This is a genomic window from Paenibacillus sp. J22P15 (assembly GCF_056269345.1).
In genome coordinates this window covers 38,475-55,470 of the sequence record NZ_JBWDNT010000022.1, presented here as the reverse complement: position 1 = coordinate 55,470, position 16,996 = coordinate 38,475, and the positions used below count along the sequence as shown (strand labels likewise).

The 16,996-nt window shown below is 41.6% G+C and carries 15 protein-coding genes; 12 read left to right on the top strand and 3 right to left on the bottom strand.

All coding sequences use genetic code 11. From position 1 onward, the window contains the following. Positions 1-31: 31 nt before the first annotated feature. The 5 genes from AC0YN6_RS26340 (at position 32) to AC0YN6_RS26320 (ending at position 7,555) form a co-directional block, all read left to right on the top strand. Complete coding sequence (locus AC0YN6_RS26340) at positions 32-1,417, top strand: ABC transporter substrate-binding protein (protein WP_475750691.1); 1,386 nt, start codon at positions 32-34, stop codon at positions 1,415-1,417. Positions 1,418-1,553: 136 nt separating this feature from the next. Further along, entirely contained in the window at positions 1,554-2,795 is a 1,242-nt protein-coding gene (locus AC0YN6_RS26335; protein WP_475750690.1) for an alpha-L-fucosidase, read from the top strand. 45 nt (positions 2,796-2,840) lie between these two features. Next, a complete protein-coding gene (locus AC0YN6_RS26330) occupies positions 2,841-4,658 on the top strand; it encodes a glycoside hydrolase family 35 protein (protein WP_475750688.1) in 1,818 nt (605 codons plus the stop codon). A 1,033-nt stretch (positions 4,659-5,691) separates the two neighbouring features. After that, complete coding sequence (locus AC0YN6_RS26325) at positions 5,692-6,864, top strand: sensor histidine kinase (RefSeq protein WP_475750687.1); 1,173 nt, start codon at positions 5,692-5,694, stop codon at positions 6,862-6,864. Next, positions 6,857-7,555 (top strand): response regulator transcription factor, encoded by a 699-nt coding sequence (locus AC0YN6_RS26320; RefSeq protein WP_475750686.1) that lies wholly within the window; start codon positions 6,857-6,859, stop codon positions 7,553-7,555. The genes AC0YN6_RS26325 and AC0YN6_RS26320 overlap by 8 nt, the downstream gene beginning before the upstream one ends. Positions 7,556-7,639: 84 nt before the next feature. Here AC0YN6_RS26320 and AC0YN6_RS26315 read toward each other — a convergent pair whose 3' ends face one another. Then, positions 7,640-8,257 (bottom strand): methyltransferase domain-containing protein, encoded by a 618-nt coding sequence (locus AC0YN6_RS26315; RefSeq protein WP_475750685.1) that lies wholly within the window; start codon positions 8,255-8,257, stop codon positions 7,640-7,642. A 293-nt stretch (positions 8,258-8,550) separates the two neighbouring features. Between AC0YN6_RS26315 and AC0YN6_RS26310 the strand changes: the two genes are divergently transcribed. Both AC0YN6_RS26310 and AC0YN6_RS26305 read left to right on the top strand, forming a co-directional pair. Next, positions 8,551-9,342 (top strand): EamA family transporter, encoded by a 792-nt coding sequence (locus AC0YN6_RS26310; protein WP_475750684.1) that lies wholly within the window; start codon positions 8,551-8,553, stop codon positions 9,340-9,342. Between the two features lie 23 nt (positions 9,343-9,365). Then, entirely contained in the window at positions 9,366-10,187 is an 822-nt protein-coding gene (locus tag AC0YN6_RS26305; protein WP_475750682.1) for an alkaline phosphatase family protein, read from the top strand. 59 nt (positions 10,188-10,246) lie between these two features. Here the strand turns inward: AC0YN6_RS26305 and AC0YN6_RS26300 are convergent, their stop codons facing one another. Further along, positions 10,247-11,173, bottom strand: a complete 927-nt coding sequence (locus tag AC0YN6_RS26300) for a helix-turn-helix domain-containing protein (RefSeq protein WP_475750680.1) — start codon at positions 11,171-11,173, stop codon at positions 10,247-10,249. A 196-nt stretch (positions 11,174-11,369) separates the two neighbouring features. Between AC0YN6_RS26300 and AC0YN6_RS26295 the strand changes: the two genes are divergently transcribed. Then, entirely contained in the window at positions 11,370-12,092 is a 723-nt protein-coding gene (locus tag AC0YN6_RS26295) for a ThuA domain-containing protein (RefSeq protein ID WP_475750679.1), read from the top strand. 266 nt (positions 12,093-12,358) lie between these two features. Here AC0YN6_RS26295 and AC0YN6_RS26290 read toward each other — a convergent pair whose 3' ends face one another. After that, a complete protein-coding gene (locus AC0YN6_RS26290; protein WP_475750678.1) occupies positions 12,359-13,225 on the bottom strand; it encodes a phytanoyl-CoA dioxygenase family protein in 867 nt (288 codons plus the stop codon). 166 nt (positions 13,226-13,391) lie between these two features. Between AC0YN6_RS26290 and AC0YN6_RS26285 the strand changes: the two genes are divergently transcribed. From AC0YN6_RS26285 to AC0YN6_RS26270, 4 genes are all read left to right on the top strand, one after another. Beyond that, positions 13,392-14,249, top strand: a complete 858-nt coding sequence (locus AC0YN6_RS26285; protein WP_475750677.1) for a helix-turn-helix transcriptional regulator — start codon at positions 13,392-13,394, stop codon at positions 14,247-14,249. Positions 14,250-14,422: 173 nt separating this feature from the next. After that, positions 14,423-14,605 (top strand): hypothetical protein, encoded by a 183-nt coding sequence (locus tag AC0YN6_RS26280; RefSeq protein ID WP_475750676.1) that lies wholly within the window; start codon positions 14,423-14,425, stop codon positions 14,603-14,605. After that, positions 14,605-16,845, top strand: coding sequence for a helix-turn-helix domain-containing protein (locus AC0YN6_RS26275; protein ID WP_475750675.1), 2,241 nt, complete (start codon positions 14,605-14,607; stop codon positions 16,843-16,845). The genes AC0YN6_RS26280 and AC0YN6_RS26275 overlap by 1 nt, the downstream gene beginning before the upstream one ends. Beyond that, positions 16,838-16,984, top strand: coding sequence for a hypothetical protein (locus AC0YN6_RS26270; protein ID WP_475750674.1), 147 nt, complete (start codon positions 16,838-16,840; stop codon positions 16,982-16,984). The genes AC0YN6_RS26275 and AC0YN6_RS26270 overlap by 8 nt, the downstream gene beginning before the upstream one ends. The last annotated feature ends 12 nt before the right edge of the window (positions 16,985-16,996 follow it).

Genomic DNA, 16,996 nt, shown 5'->3' with positions numbered 1-16,996 from the left:
ATAGTCATCTATTCAATAGGGGGGCAACAAAATGAATCAAAAGGTAAAACGCAAGTTTTTAGTTTCTATCTGTCTTTTGCTAGCTGCTTTTGCAGTGCTAAGCGCATGTGGAAGCAATTCTAATTCGCCTAAAAACTCAAACGCTGCGGGGTCTGAGGGTAATGCAGACAAGCAAGTGACCATTAAGTATTACAATTTTGACAGCGCGGCTCAAGAGGTTGGTACGAAAGCGATGCTGCAACAATTTGAGAAAGAAAATCCAGATATTAAAGTTGAGCATGTCATTCTAGTTCCTGGTAATTCCTTGGAAATGTTGAAAAAGCTTGATTTTCTAATTTCATCGGGAGAAGCGGTTGACGTAGTTAACGTTCCGAGTGCGTCAGCAGTTATCGAAAGAGCAACTAGAGGTGCGCTTGCTCCGTTGGATGAATTTTATACTGCTAATAATCTCGTTGCTGAGGATGAATATTTCGTTAATCCAAAAATCGGTGACAAAACTTATGGCATGCAAATGTCAACAGGCTACCAGTTCATTCTATTAAATAGGGATGCCCTGGATGCAGCGGGCTTGCCAGTACCGACATATGGTTGGACATGGGATGACTTCCGCGATTATTCCAAGAAGTTGACCAAAGGCGAAGGCGTGGATAAACAGTACGGTTCGTACTTCCATACATGGGAATTGTATATGAATGCTCCAGCGCAAACGGTGATGAAAGATCCTTTCCGTTATGATGATGGAACAACAATCTTGGCTGATCCAACTTATAAATACTTCTTCCAGCTGCGTAAAGACATGGAAGCGGTAGATAAATCGGCTAAACCTTATGCGGATGTCCTTGCATCGAAGCTTAACTATCGTACTGAATTTTTCAGTGAAAGTGCTGCTATGATTCTTTCCGGTAGCTTCATGATTCCTGACCCAGGAAATACGGAACAATATCCGCATGATTTCAAGACGGCATTTGCTCCAGTTCCGCTTCCTCCTGCGAATGCACAGCCAAAAGATTATGGTGACGGTAAGTATTTTGTAGGTGGAGGACATCTAGTAATGGGTGCGACTTCCAAGCATAAAGAAGCTTCGTTCAAATTAATGCGATTCATGACAACGACTGACTCGGAATCAAGAAACGAGTTCTCAGGCTGGAAAAAATCAGACCAGAATGTCGTTCTTGATCGTTTGATCGGTGCAAACGCTGATAAATATGATGTTGAATCTCTTAAAAACACATTGTTTGGTCCTGAAATTAAATACTTGGATGCATCACAAGTTGTAACTACAAGTACTGCTGATTTAACGAAAGTTATAGGTGATGGCTTTAGTAAATTCATGCTTAGTAACGATTCAATTGATGATGTACAAGCGTGGATGGTAAAAGAAGCGACGAGAATCATTGATGAGAAAGAAACGAAATAAAAACAAGTGAAATGTAACAGGAATTGAGGAGCTTTGATCAGTCTAGACATGGCTGCTGCAAAGCTCCTTTTTCTCTTGACGGATTAATGGTAAATTATGTAATACGATACAAAGTGTATGGAGGGGAAGATGTAGCATGGCTAACTTATCACCATCATTATCAGTGCCAACCGAGCAGCAGCGTCGTTGGCAGGATCTTGAGCTAGGAATGTTTTGTCACTTTGGAATGAATACATTTTGTGATCAGGAATGGGGCGATGGGAATGACTCGCCTTCTTTGTTTAATCCGACTGAGCTTGATGCTCGACAATGGGTGCGTACGGCGAAGGATGCAGGATTCCGATACTTCGTGCTTACGGCAAAGCATCATGACGGCTTCTGTCTTTGGCCGACCGCTACAACAGATTATTCGGTTGCCTCTAGTCCTTGGAGAGATGGCAAAGGGGATATCGTAAGGGATTGTGCAGAAGCGTGCCTTGAAGAAGGAATTGGCTTTGGCTTATATTTGTCCCCTTGGGATAGACATGAACCGTGTTATTCTGATCCAGAGGCGTATGATCATTTCTACGCAAGTCAGCTGGAGGAATTGCTGACAGGTTATGGTCCACTCGTTGAAATCTGGTTCGATGGAGCGGGTTCAGAAGGAAGAGAGTATGATTGGAAACGAATTATGAATCTGATCAAGCAGCATCAGCCGGATGCCATGGTATTTAATATGGGTGCACCGACGATACGCTGGGTAGGTAATGAGGATGGTCTAGCCCCTTATCCTTGCTGGAATACAGCTGAATCTGCTCGGGTGAGTATGTTTAGCGAGGGGTCTCTGAAATGGCTGCCTGAAACACCTCGCTGGGTACCGGCAGAATGCGATGTGCCTATTCGTAAGGACCGATGGTTCTGGCACCCGGATGAGGAGCATTTGCTGCTTTCCTTGGAGCAATTAATGGACATCTATTATCGTTCGGTTGGTCATGGTGCAACACTGCTTCTGAACGTAACACCAGATAACCGTGGACTTATGCCAGAGGCTGATGTGAATCGCGTTATCGCTTTCGGGAACGAGGTTCGTCGCAGGTTTGATCATTCACTTGCCGAGATGTCTGGCGAGGGAGAGGTTATCGAGCTTGAGCTGCCTGAGAATCTTATCATCGACCATATTATCACAATGGAAGACATTGCTTATGGGGAACGGGTACAAGACTATAGGATTGAGGTTAAATCAGGTAATGATTGGATAGAGATTATCCGCGGCAGCGCAATTGGGCACAAAAAAATAGATCACTTCAAACCAATTTCTACGGACAGGATACGATTAAGTGTGCTTGGGTCGGTAGAACGTCCAATTATAAGACGATTTGCCGTGTTTAATAGTAAGTAAGTTTGATGTTCACAATGGAAACTGCTAAGGATGGGAGAGGGAACCATGAGTCAATTGGAGATTAGAGATGGGCAGTATTACTTGCATGGTGAGCCTTACCGTATTGTGTCGGGTGCCATACACTATTTCCGTGTCGTGCCAGAGTATTGGATGGATCGTTTACAGAAATTGAAGGCTTGCGGATTTAATACTGTGGAGACTTACGTTGCTTGGAATATGCATGAACCACAGGAAGGTCAATTTCATTTTGAAGGAATGGCTGACATCGTTCAGTTTATAGAGCTTGCGGGACAATTGGACTTACATGTTATTGTTCGTCCTAGTCCTTTCATTTGTGCAGAATGGGAATTCGGGGGATTGCCAGCATGGCTCTTGAAAGAAAACGATATCCAGCTTCGCTGCTCGGATAAGGCCTATTTAGCGAAGGTGGATCGGTATTACGATGTATTAATACCTAAGCTTGTTCCACTGCTTTCTACGAATGGTGGGCCGGTTCTGGCAGTTCAAGTAGAAAATGAATATGGAAGCTACGGCAATGATACATCCTATTTGAAATATATTCGTGACGGGCTTGTACAAAGAGGGATAGACGTGCTGCTCTTCACTTCTGACGGGCCAACTGACGAGATGCTGCTTGGCGGTACGATAGAGGATGTTCATGCAACGGTGAATTTTGGTTCGCGTGTTGCGGAATCATTCGGAAAGTACCTTGAGTATAGAGAGACAGAACCGCTAATGGTTATGGAATTTTGGAATGGTTGGTTCGATCATTGGATGGAACCTCATCATGTTCGCGATGCTGCCGATGTGGCTGATGAACTGGATAAAATATTTGATAGCGGTTCGTCAGTTAATCTTTATATGTTCCATGGCGGAACGAATTTTGGATTTTACAATGGCGCCAATCATATTAAAACGTATGAGCCCACGGTGACTAGCTATGATTACGATGCACCGCTGAGTGAGTGGGGAGATGTAACGAGCAAGTATGAGGCGGTTCGCAGCGTGTTTGCTAAGCATGGCATCGAGCCTGGCTGTGAGATGCCGCAGCCGATTCCTAAATATTCATATGGAAAGGTTACACTTTCAGAGAGCGGGACACTGCTTGGTAATCTGGACCAATTATCTGTGCCGGTAGAATCGACATTTATACAGCCTATGGAGAAATTCGATCAGGCGTATGGTTTTATTTTATATTCGACTTGGGTGAAAGGGCCTCGATCCGGGCAGAAGCTGCATATTCAGGAAGTCCGTGACCGAGCTCAAGTATTTCTAGATGGCAAGCTATTAGGTGTTGTGGAGCGCTGGGACCCTAACTCCTTAGATATTAACATTCCTGAAACTGGGGCAAGACTCGATATTCTTGTTGAGAATATGGGCCGAATCAATTATGGTCCTCGCCTTCGTGATCCTAAGGGCATTACGGAAGGAGTGCTCCTTGATAACCAGTTCCTATACAATTGGACGATTCGGACACTTCCGCTTAGTCCCGATTCTCTATTATCTGTGCGCTACGAAAGAACGAAAGATCAAGAATTGCGTGTGGAAACTCCTGCATTTTACAAAGGTTCTTTTGTGGTAGAAGAGATTGGGGATACTTTTTTAAGGTTTGATGGTTGGAAGAAGGGTGTAGCATGGGTTAATGGCTTTAATCTGGGACGCTATTGGGAGATAGGACCTCAGCGCGCGTTGTATATCCCAGGGCCGCTGCTTCGTAAGGGACGTAATGAAATTGTGCTCTTTGAGCTGCATGGTTATTTAAATGAGCCTGAGGTTTCACTTGTTGACCAGCCTGATCTCGGAAATTCCGCAGCGGTGGATGACCGAGTGTTAAATTTTGTTCAAGATGAGCAGACAACCTAAGGATAAGAGGTTTAATCTTGCGGTAGTGTTTCTTTGTAATGGGGCTGTCCCAAAAGTCATCAAAGATGGCGCGATGGGATAGCCCCTTTATGTTCAGCACCGCCAATGTGCCTCTAAAGCGGTGGATTATCAGAAATAAGTCTAGAAACTAGACTTATTTCCTGAAAACGATCAATTCAACACAAATAGATCTAGAAACTAGATCTATCATGCTGCCTATTCCGCTAATGCGCCTCTAAAGCGCCGGATTTCAGAAATAAGTCTAGAAACTAGACGTATTTCCCTGAAAACGATCAATTTCAACACAAATAGATCTAGAAACTAGATCTAATATGCTGCCTATTCCGTCAATGTGCCTCAAAAGCGCCGGATTATCAAGTTACCTCTATTTTAGGGACATCCTCTATTCTTTTTGATGCTATGGTGGATGGGGCTATTTCTTTTTATTTTTAACAATTATATTAATAGATAGGCTTATCATGAGAGCGCATAATGTTATTGTTATAAGTTGGCTTTTCCAAGAGTTTCCTCTATACAAGTTATAAATTGTTAATATAATGCATATAATCGAAATTGGAATAAGGACAAATAGTAGTTTTTTGTCTAGTTTTTTTATCATTTATACATATTGCCTCCAATTTTCTTTAGTGGTTAACGCGTGAAAGAGCAGCAATGAAAATAGTACACCAGAGTTTCACCTATTTACGTTTGCTGTCGAGCATTAAACGAATGGAGAAAGTTATACTTAAAATTAGAAGTAAGCAGCCTAATAGGTTCCATAATATCAAAAGCATATCTCCAAGTCTCCCTCGAGCTTTTTTATACTCATCTGCAGCAATGAATCATCCCACTTATTGTGCTTCATCCGACTTTTCTCATTATATGTAATCATAAAAGCATATTCTAGATGAAGAAGATCATTAGAAACTCGCTTTTTCGTCATTTTTCGACTGTTTCTTCTTAGTTCATATGACTAAAGTCATGTTTGTGGTATAATAAATGGTAAATCTATCATTTCGTGAGAGGAATTACTATGGATGTAAAATTAAATAATAGATCGAAACACATCTTGTTCATCATTGTAATAGGAGCGACGGTTTGTTTATTGTTTCATACGAGTAAGCTTACTGTTTGGCTTTCATTACTATTATGTACATATATAATGGTCGTCTTCATCCGAAATTACATCATGGAAATCAATCTGCAAGGATTGACGGGTATATTTTGGTTATCTATACAATTAGCATTAGCTTCGGTCATATCGATAGGTTCGGAGAGCTTTTTTGCACAAATCTATATCTTAGTACTCATCGGAGAATTTAGTTTTCATCAGAGTAGATATCTATCGATTATTTATACTACGGTGAGTTATAGCAGTTTTGTACTAGGCCTGTTGATATATCGCCAATTCCCACCTTTCAAAGAAATATTTTATATTTTACCTCGAATCATCGATTACTTTGCAATTTTCGGGATAAGTCTGCTTGCAAAAATTGCTTTTCAACAAAAGAATCAGTTGGCGAAAGACAATGAGCAGTTGCGAATCGCTTCAATTGAGCTAGAAAAGAAAGCTCAATTGCAAGAGCGGACTAGAATATCACGTGAAATTCATGATTCGGTTGGACATACGCTAACATCGGCGTTAAGCGGCTTGCAAACAGCAACCCATGCCCTTGAGAAAAATAACTACTCGATTGCAAAAGAGATGATCGATAGAACGAAAGATTATATACTTAGTGGTTTGGATGATGTACGAAGCTCCGTACAGTTGTTGCATGAGAATATTATTGATCAACCGTTCGTACCTGAGCTTATAAAGTTGATCGATGAAACGAAGAAGCAGACACAAGTGGAAATTACATATGAAATTGACAAATCATTACCTGATGAAATACCAATGATCGAATTAACGATTTATCGGGCATTACAAGAAGGCCTAACCAATGGAATTCGTCATGGTTCTAGTACCTCTTTCCACTTCTTGTTGACGTATCGTGAGGGGCATATACTATTTTTTTTATCCAATAACGGTAAGGCTCCATCGCAATTTGTTCATGGCTTTGGTTTGAACGCTATGAATGAAAGGGTAAAGGAAATTGGGGGAGAGCTAACGATTTTGAACAAGGGCTCTGCCGGAGGTGTAACCCTAGAAATCAATATACCTGTTCAGACGAAAACGATAGAGCGGAGTGAACTAGTTGTCTAAAAGAACCATTTTAATAGCAGACGATCAGCCCTTAATTCGCGACGGTTTGGCAGCTATTTTAAGCATGGAGGAACAGTATTCGGTAGTCGCTACAACGGGTGATGGATTGGCAACAATCGCACAAGTTCGATTGCACCGTCCTGAGCTTGTAATGATGGACATCCATATGCCCAAATTAGATGGCTTAGAAGCCACAAAACAAATCAAAACGGAATTTCCTGATACGAAAGTGTTGGTTTTGACAACTTTTGAGGATGAAGAGTACATATGGGAAGCGATACGTCATGGGGCTAGCGGTTTTTTGGTTAAGGGAGTTGAGACTAAGAAGCTTCTCTCTACGATTCTTGATTGTTTAGAGGGGAGAATAAATTATCCCAATCGTATTCAGATGCGTCTTGTTCAAGCACTCCATTCATCAGAAATGTATGAACAACAAACGTCCAAAGAAATAGTGGAGCTTGATTCGAATCAACAGCCCAATGATAAACTAAATGATTTGTCTAATCAGGAACGCAACATTATAAAGAAATTGAAACAAGGGAAGTCTAATCAAGCAATCGCTTCCGAATTGTTCTTAACTACCGGTACGGTGAAAAATTATTTAAGTACGATTTACAAAAAACTCAACGTTTCCAGTCGGGCTGAAGCCATCGCATATCTTCATGATACCATTGAAAGGGCTGAATCATAAGATCTGAAATGATCTTAATGACAGCCCTATTTATTTTTGGAAAAACGGATTTTATGTTCATTTCGTGGTATTGGTCAAAAGTATTTAGGTTATTTCTCTTTGCAATATGATAAAGCTAGCAGATGATAAATGCTTATGTTTTTGCTCAATGATTCGCTCAATTTTGTAGTTATTGTATGCTTTTAGATGCTGAATAATATCCCGGTCTCGAATCGTTGGCACGACATACGGCTCTTCGGAACCGGTAATTCGTGTATATAAAATGACATAATTAGCTTCGCATGAGAAAATGTCGCCCAAAGTTTTGTTGAAATCATGATCATCCGTAATATGATACAGGACGTCCAGACAAACGACCAGTTCGCATGTCAGAAAACAATGGTTTACAAAGTGACGGGGGTTGTAAGCGAGAAAGCTCTTGGAGCGATCTCCAGCAAATCTATTGGCACATATATCGATGGAGGAATTGGCTACATCCAAGCCCAAGTACTGTTCATAGTTCATTAGCGAAATCTGGTTACCATCCCCGCACCCGAATTCGATTACTTTTCGTATGCTGTGTTCACGGATGAATGAATTGATTACCTCAGCTTTAAAGTCCGCCAGCACACCATAAGATCCGCTGCCCGATGTGCCGCCTTGGGTATAGTTGTTATCCCAATACGTCTTATAATCAAATGGCGTCTGTTGTTTTTCGGTCATGTCGATTATTAGCCTCCTTCTATTGCACCAATTTATTTACCACCCACCATTATATGTACAGAGCTTTTCAAGTAAACCTAAGCTGTATCTTTAAAGCAGAAAACAAGAACAGATTCCGATCTAATAATTAATAATGTGTTTTTAGTTGTTATTGGTTGTTTTTGTGTTGACTTTGTAAGTGTCTGTAAGTATGATAAGGATGAAAATAATGAATTCGTCGGGGGGAGTGATAGGCGATTTCCTTTGCTATCATACTTGTTTTATGTTCTGGTTTGACACATGCGATTTGGAATTTGTTTACGAAGAAAAGTAAGAACAAAAGTGTTTTTCTGTGGTCGATTCATATTACTTCATTTGTTTTGCTTCTTCCTTATTTTATTGTTGATATCGCAAACAGCTCCATCTCATTAAGCGGTTACTTGTTCATGCTGCTATCGATGGCTTTCCAAATGGGCTATTTTTTCATGCTGCCGATCGTTTATCGTCAAGGTGAAATGTCACAAATGTACCCGATCATGCGGGGTATGGGAGCACTGCTCGTTCCTCTATTCAGTGTGTGGATATTTGACGAATCGTTATCCCTTTTCGGATGGATAGGTGTAAGCTGCATTGTGCTTGGTCTGTTTGCCATAAGTGGTTTTATGAAAAAGCAGTCCATATTCCGATTTCGGAGTCTTGTTCCAGCTCTGCTGGTAGGTTTATGTATAACGGGTTACGTCATGACAGATAAGATGGTGCTCCAATCGTTGTCGCCCTTATCGATCATCGAACTTAGCAACATTGCTTATGTTATTGTGCTAAGCCCTGCCGTTTTCCGTTCGAAGCAAATAATGGAGGAATGGAAGGAAAATAAAGCGACAATTCTGTGGGGGACAATACTGTCTCCTGGTTCATACCTGCTGTTTCTATTTGCAATGAAGCTTGCGCCATTGTCACATCTCGCTCCAATTCGTGAAATCGGTACTGTGTTCGGGACGATGCTGGGCATTTTCTTGCTGAAGGAATCGAATGGAATGAAGCGAATCCTGTTATCCGTGGTTATTACTATGGGAGTTATTATGATCGGAATTTGGGGAAGTCCATAATTCATACTTAAGAGGAGAGAAGAATGATGGGAAAAATAGCAAGGGTGTTCATTATCGGCTGGGATGGAGCGGGCAATTTTGTGAGCAACGCCAATACACCTCATTTGGATCGTTTAATCCGTATGGGTACTTTCGGTTTTGACGCGCAAACCGTTTCACCGACGATTAGTGCGCAATGCTGGGGGGCGCTTCTTCATGGAGTAGGGCCGGAAAAGCATGGTCTTACGAATGAGATTGCTAGCGAGAATACGTATCCAGAAAATTCACCTTATCCTTCCATTTTTCAAATTGTTCAGAACGCTATTCCTGATGCCAAAATGGCAGCGTTTAGCGTCTGGAATCCAATTAATTACGGCATAATTGAATCGTCAATCGGTGTGCATAAAGTATCGCTGAACGACCACGAGCTTGCGCTTGACGCAGCATCATATATTCGGGAAAATCCAGATCTGAAGCTGATGTTCATTGGGTTTGATCTTCCTGATGCGGCGGGGCATCAATATGGGTTCAATACGCCCGAGCAGCTTCAAGCCATCGAAGAAACGGACGAAAGCACGGGACATATTCTTCGAGCGATCGAAGAAACTGGGCTATTGGAAGACAGTATGATTATCGTCGTTTCTGATCATGGAGGTGGAGGTGAGAATTCTCATGGTCACGGCAGTGATCATCCGTTCGACAAAACGATTTTCTGGGGCTGTGTTGGCCCAGGAATTCATCCGAACAGCTCGCTGCAAGGAGAATTCATCATCTCAGATACGGCGGAAGTCGTCATCCACGCGCTCGGACTTGTTAATCCTAATGCATGGGAAGCGAAGCTTCCGGAAGGTCTATTCAATAATTAACGTATGAAAAAATAGATCCGATCCAGCGAAGACCATGCTTTTTATTCGCGGAATCGGATCTATTTACTTTTTTGGGACTCGCTTCGCATACGCAGTTTGAATTCTCTAGGCGAGCATTGATTATGCCGCTTAAAAAGCTTATAGAACTGTGCCATGTTAGTAATGCCAACTTCATAGCTCACATTCATAATACTAAGCTCACTCGTCAGCAATAAAAGCTCGGCTTTCTTAATTCGTTTATAGTTAACGTAGTCCACGAAAGAGATACCCATCGTTTTCTTGAAATATTTGATGAAATAATGATAGCTCAAGTTAAGCAAAGAACAAGCATCCTCGACGCAAAGTTTATCATTCAAATTATCGTTAATATAATCAAGAACCGGTCTTAACCGATTTAATTCGGTTTCCCCTGTGTCGTTCAATACGTTGCGGCTGTCGCTTCGGAGCAGCAGCAGAATCAGTCTCTTGATGATAGAGCTGACAGCAATTTCGTAGCCTCTTGCACGTGTCTGTGATTCTTGAAAGACATCCATAATAAAAGCATGGACTTCCTTTTTGGCCGACTCATTGATATCAAAAATATAGTTCAGAGCATCCAGTGGCTCAGTTAGTTCTGAGAAGCAGTATAGATAAGGCATCGTGCTTTGGTCAAAATGTTTGCTTAAATCGATCTGAAGCACAACATAATGCAACTCATCAGCGAGGGGCTTATGTGAACGGTGCGGCTGGGAGGCTCCCAGAACCATTACGTCACCTGGCCCGAGGACTACGTAATTGTGATTGCTTTGAACACCTAATTGGCCTTTTATGATAGCGAGAAATTCTACTTCTTTGTGGTAATGCCAAGGATGCTTCTCCACACCGCTCGAATAACTAGGGCCTGAAGTGATTTCCCATATTTTTAGAAACAGCAGTGGATTTTGATAAATGACCTCTTCATTGATCACTTCGGAAAGTGTATCAATTCTCGTTTCTATAAGTGACATGAGCATAGCCTCCTTAGATGAAGTATATCATTTTTGGAAATGTAGGTTCAACAAAATCACTTCTATTTCACATGTTTTTATAACTCATAGAATAGAAGAACACTTTTGAATACAAAATCGGCATGATTAAGCATTTTCTTGAAGGCTCGTTTTTTCTATACTTGGTTTAATTAAACGACGAAGGAGTGTTCTTATAATGGTAAAGGTAACGGTATGGAATGAGAATCGTCATGAGAAACAAAATCCGCTTGTCGGTGAAATATATCCGGATGGCATTCATGGTGCGATCGCTGGTTTTTTAAATGAAGCAGGATACGCAGCTGGGACAGCTACTCTGGATGAGCCAGAACACGGGCTAACCGATGATGTATTAAACAATACAGAAGTACTAGTTTGGTGGGGGCATCTTGCTCACGGGGATGTCAAAGATGAAGTGGTCCAAAAAGTACAGCAGCGCGTGCTTGACGGAATGGGCTTAATTGTACTTCACTCCGCTCATTTCTCTAAAATTTTCAAATCATTGATGGGTACAAGCTGTGATTTGAAATGGCGAGAAGCAGATGAGAAGGAACGCCTCTGGGTTGTGGCGCCAAGTCACCCGATTGCTGCAGGAATTGGTGAGTTTATCGAGCTTGAAAAAGAAGAAATGTACGGCGAGCATTTTGATATCCCTGCGCCGGACGAGCTAATTTTTACAAGCTGGTTTGAAGGCGGAGAAGTGTTCCGCAGCGGCTGTACTTTTACACGCGGAAACGGCAAAGTGTTTTATTTCAGGCCTGGGCATGAAACATATCCAACCTATCATAACAAAGACATTCAACGTGTCATTACGAACGCCGTGAAATGGGCACAGCCTGTAGATCGCAATCGTCCTGTCTATGGGAATGCAAAGCCGTTAGAAACAATTTCGGTTAAGTAAGTTCTGCTTTTAAAATCTACAAGGTTCAACCAAACGGAGCAAGTCGAATGATTCTGGAGAAGCGCCAGCGTTCGCCTTTGTTCGCGGATTCCTTCCTTGGCCAATTCATTCCAGGAATCCGCGAACAACAGCGATCGGAAGAACATTCGACTGTGTAGTGAATTTGGGAACCACATTTGTTCTGAATAGAAGGGGCTGTTCCAAAAGTCATCAAAGATGACGATGGGACAGCCCCTTGTTTATTTATCGTGCTTTTTCTTCTAATGTTATTGTTCATGCTCCGTTTTTTCATTAAGCCAATCTTCTAATGTAGCAACACGTTCGGGATGGCGTTCGCTTCTGGCAAGGAATCCTGCCCCAATAGACAACATGGGGTCTTGATCTGTTGGCTGGTATCGTAAGTCTACGCTCCACCTGACTTCATCTGATTCATTTGGCGTTGACATATGCAGACAACGGTCATTAAACAGAATCGCGCTGCCGCTAGGAACGGGAAGGACAACCGTTTTTGTGTTTCCAAGCTGGTTTTCATGTAATGCTGTGTAACCAGTACCAGTATGGGATTCATTATGCCAATTCAATAGCTTCGTGCGATGAGTTTTTGGTTTTATATGCAAACAACCATTGATTTCATTTGCATCGACCAGTGGAATCCATACAGTAATGACCGGATTGGCATTAGCATCAGGCCAATACGATTTATCTTGATGCCAAGGCACGGCACCTGCAGCAACCTTTGGAATTTTTGGTCTTGTATTATATACCGGATTAGAGAATATTTCGCCGCCGATTAATGATTCGACAGCATCTAAGATTTTGGAATTACTCATTAAATGAAAATAACCTGGAAGCCTGTCACGCCAGCTCCTGCCGTACTGCAGGAAGTGCTCAGCAGTTAAATTCGTGAATAATTGTGCCAATCTGAATTTAAATGGGCGATCCTCTAGTTTGTCGCTTATTAGTCCCGCTTGAAATAACTCGTCTGCGATCATGGATACTTTCTGATTCATAGCCGCTCTAGCAGGCGCAAGCTCTTCATCAGATAGCAGATGTGGAATCACAATGTACCCTTGCTCATTATAGAAGTTCACTTGATCTTTGGTTAAACTTCCGCCAATAGATGGATTACTCATGTAATAAAACCTCCTGTTTACTGTTGGTATTTGAGTTTATAGTAGCAAATAGAGGGATCATCTGTATTTAGATACCAGTACGATTATTTATCATTACTTCCGGAAATATTTGATATATCAATGCTCATATTTTTGATATTATAAAGTAAAGGCGGGAGGAGTTCATATGAATATGATCGTTGATATCTGTCCTAATGTTCGAGTCGCTCATCATTATACATTTCATCGTGAACGAACGAGCGGCGACTCCGGCCGCTTTGGTTATTGTTATGCTTTTCACTTGGTTGAAAGCGGAAGAGGGAAGATTATAGTACCGCCTCACAGCTATTCCGTTCAAAAAGGAGATCTTATTTATTTGCCGCCAGTATGCGAGCATTCGTTCCTTTCTGATCACGAGGATCAGCTTTCAACCTATAATGTGTACTGTGAGTTATGGTTAGACAAGCCTAATCTAACAACGGAAACCCATTTGACTTGGGATATTTCCAAATTTGACTCCAAGATGTTAACGCACGTCGTTGCCGGGACGGATTTAGAACTACTCCCTACAGTCATTCCTTTGCAGCATCATAGCGGATTGGTAGAGATCTTTGCTCATATCGTGCATCAGCATCAGAAAAAAGATTCCATTTCTAATTTTATTGCAAGCAGTTTACTAAAAGCATTTGTACTTGAGGTCTTTCAAGTGATCCATAATAAATCGTTCATCGATCCTAGAATTAAGACCATTATGGAGTCGATTCAAAGAGAGGCGCATGCAGGGAGCAACTACGAAGGCTGGTTAAAACAGAGCGGGTTGAAAAAAACACAATTTCATCAGTTGTTCAAACAAACGACTGATATGTCTCCTAAAGCGTTTTGGACGAAATCCGTCATGAAGCAAGCAGCGGTCGCTTTGAGGGAAACTAATCTTTCTATAACGGAGTTGTCAGAAAATCTCGGTTATACGTCGATCCATCATTTTACTAAACAATTCACAGCTTATTATGGCATATCCCCTACAAACTTTCGCAAGCAGCAATAATGCGATTAGCCTTCATTAACGTAAATAGGCGGCATTTGGCAGTTTTTTGGCGAAAATAATTCAGAAAGTTGAAAACGGTTTATTGATCTTACCAGCACTACCGCCTAAGATGAATAAACCAAACTTGCACGGTCTGCACAATTAGAGTGGGCATAGCTCCTTATGAGGCAGCCATGCCTCGATACGGAATCGGTATCGGGGTTTCTTCGGTTTACCATCACCCGGGAAATAAGGCAAGCTTGAGTGGACACTTACTATTGTATAGTTCGTCTTATCGCTTTAAAATTTCAGTTAAAAGACGGCTGCTGGTCAAGAAGATAACGGCGCCAATCATCCCGGAAACGAGTGAAGGCTAATGATGAGCAAATCGTGGTTTAATCGGCTGCTGCTTTCCTATATGCCGATATTTATTATCGTTGTCACCTTTACTTTTTTCGTGTTTTTTCAATTAATTAGTGAGCAAGGCCGCAAAGAGGCAATCAACGCCAATAGCATGTTGTCTTTGCAAGCGATGAGGCTAATAGATACGTCCTTAAGAGCTATCGATAATATGGTGATGAAGGAATCGATCAACAATAAATCGCTAATCGATTTTTTCAATAGCAAGGAAGACGGAGATCCTTATATTAACATTAGCGCCGTCGTGAAAATGAACGATATGATTTCTTATTATCCACTCATCGATTCTGTCTATCTGGTTCGTTATGAAGATCAGGTCGTGCTAAGTAACGCAACGGGCGGACATATAGACACGTATCCAGACAAAACTTTTATTGAGCAATATCGAAATACAATCTCACAAAAATGGACGGATAAGCGGATATTTAAGCAATTTACGTTACGGGAGGGCAAGGATGTTGTCAGCCTAATAAGAGGTGCTCCATTCATGACGGGTGAAAAAGGAATGATCGTTGTGAATGTGGCAACGGATTCTTTGGAGCGTTTAGTTAATGAGCTTTATAATTCAGAAGTCAGCTTCATTCGCATCCAAGACGGAGCGGGCAATGAATTGCTAGAAGATACGAAATTTGCAGATTCCATGCGCGTTTATGCAAATTATAAGTCGAGCTATTCGAATTGGTCTTACATTAGTGGTTTAGTTCAAGGTACGTTCATCCAAACAATATCGTTGCTTTATAATGTATGGTTTGTGATCGGACTAGTGATGATTATCGCAGGTCTTGTATGGATGATTTATATATCGAGACGAAATGCGAAGCCTGTTGAACAGATTGTCTCACGCTTTAGTGGGTATAAGCTGGCACTTACAGGAGGAGTTATGAATGCCGGACCAGGAAAAATTGATGAGTTTGTATTTATAGAATCTGCTCTCGATAATTTAACGGAGCAGGCAAGGCAATATCAGCAGCAATATAAAGAAGATCTTCATTTGCGGACACGCAACCTGTTCCATCAGCTTATTGAAGCTGGAACGGAGCTGACGCTGGGGAATTGGCGGAGTGAAGCAGAGCGGCTGCAGCTTCCTGAACCTGCGGATCGTCATTCGATTATCGTCTTGGAGCTTGATAAGTATGGAGATTTTTGCAGCAGTTATTCCCGTAACGATCAAAATTTGCTGAAGTTTGTTTTGCGAAGCATTACCTATGAGCAGTCTTCACGTTTCGGATACGAATGCTGGGCAGAATGGACAGCTTCATCACGTCTTAGCGTTATTTTATTCGCACGCGGCGGAGGAGATGAGAACCAAATCGTAGTGCAGCTTTGTGATAACATTCGAGCTTGGATAGAGCAAAACATGAAATTTACGATAAGCATTGGAATCGGGAATCCGGCCTTACAGCTCTCCGAAATTCCCCAATCATTTCAGCAAGCATTGGAAGCGCTAAATTATAAGATGGTGCTGGGTGAAAACCGCCTCATTACGCGTGAGGACGTGATGAGCCAGAGCCAAGTTGAAGTATACGCTTATCTTGGAATGATTAGAGCTGCTGTTTATGACTTCCGCAAATCGGAAAAAAGCTGGAGAACTGAGTTGGATGATTTGTTCAACCAGATGAAGCAAGGTTTGTTGACTAAGGACGAGATTATGAATGTGATTAATTATCTGCTCTATAGTCTGGGACGTGAATTGTCAGGTCTCGGGAATAATTGTCAGGTAGTTTGGGAAACTGAAACTCTGCCAGTGTTGATCGACAAATTGGACAAATGCCATTCTTTAGAAGAAATGCATGAATCGATAATTGGTAAAATGATAGAGCTTGAAGATACACTTGCAGACATGCGTTATAACGGTCAGCATGCTGGCATTATTAAAGAAATGCGGCAAGTCATTGAAATGGAATATACAAATCCGAATATGTCACTTGAATATTTAAGCGAGAAATTCGAAATGAATGCGAAATATGTGAGCAAGCTGTTCAAAGAAACAACTGGTCAGAAGTTCATTGATTTCTTAATCGATATTCGGTTGAAAGAAGCAAAACGACTTTTGATAGAGACACGGAGGACCGTTCAGGTTATTGCGGAAGAGGTTGGTTATACAAGTGCGATATCGTTTACGAGAGTGTTCAAGAAAGTGGTTGGATGCTCGCCAGGCGAATACCGTTCAGAAACGTTGAAGCAGCAAAATGGCTGATAAAATCACGGAGTTGAAAATCGTTAAGCTTATGAATTATGTTAGTCATTTTATTAAGAAATGGATGCTATTGGGACGGCAGCACCGACTGTATAAGGTGCTGCCGTTTCTTATGGAGCAGCGATGCGAAAAAGGTTAAGTGAGTTATTAA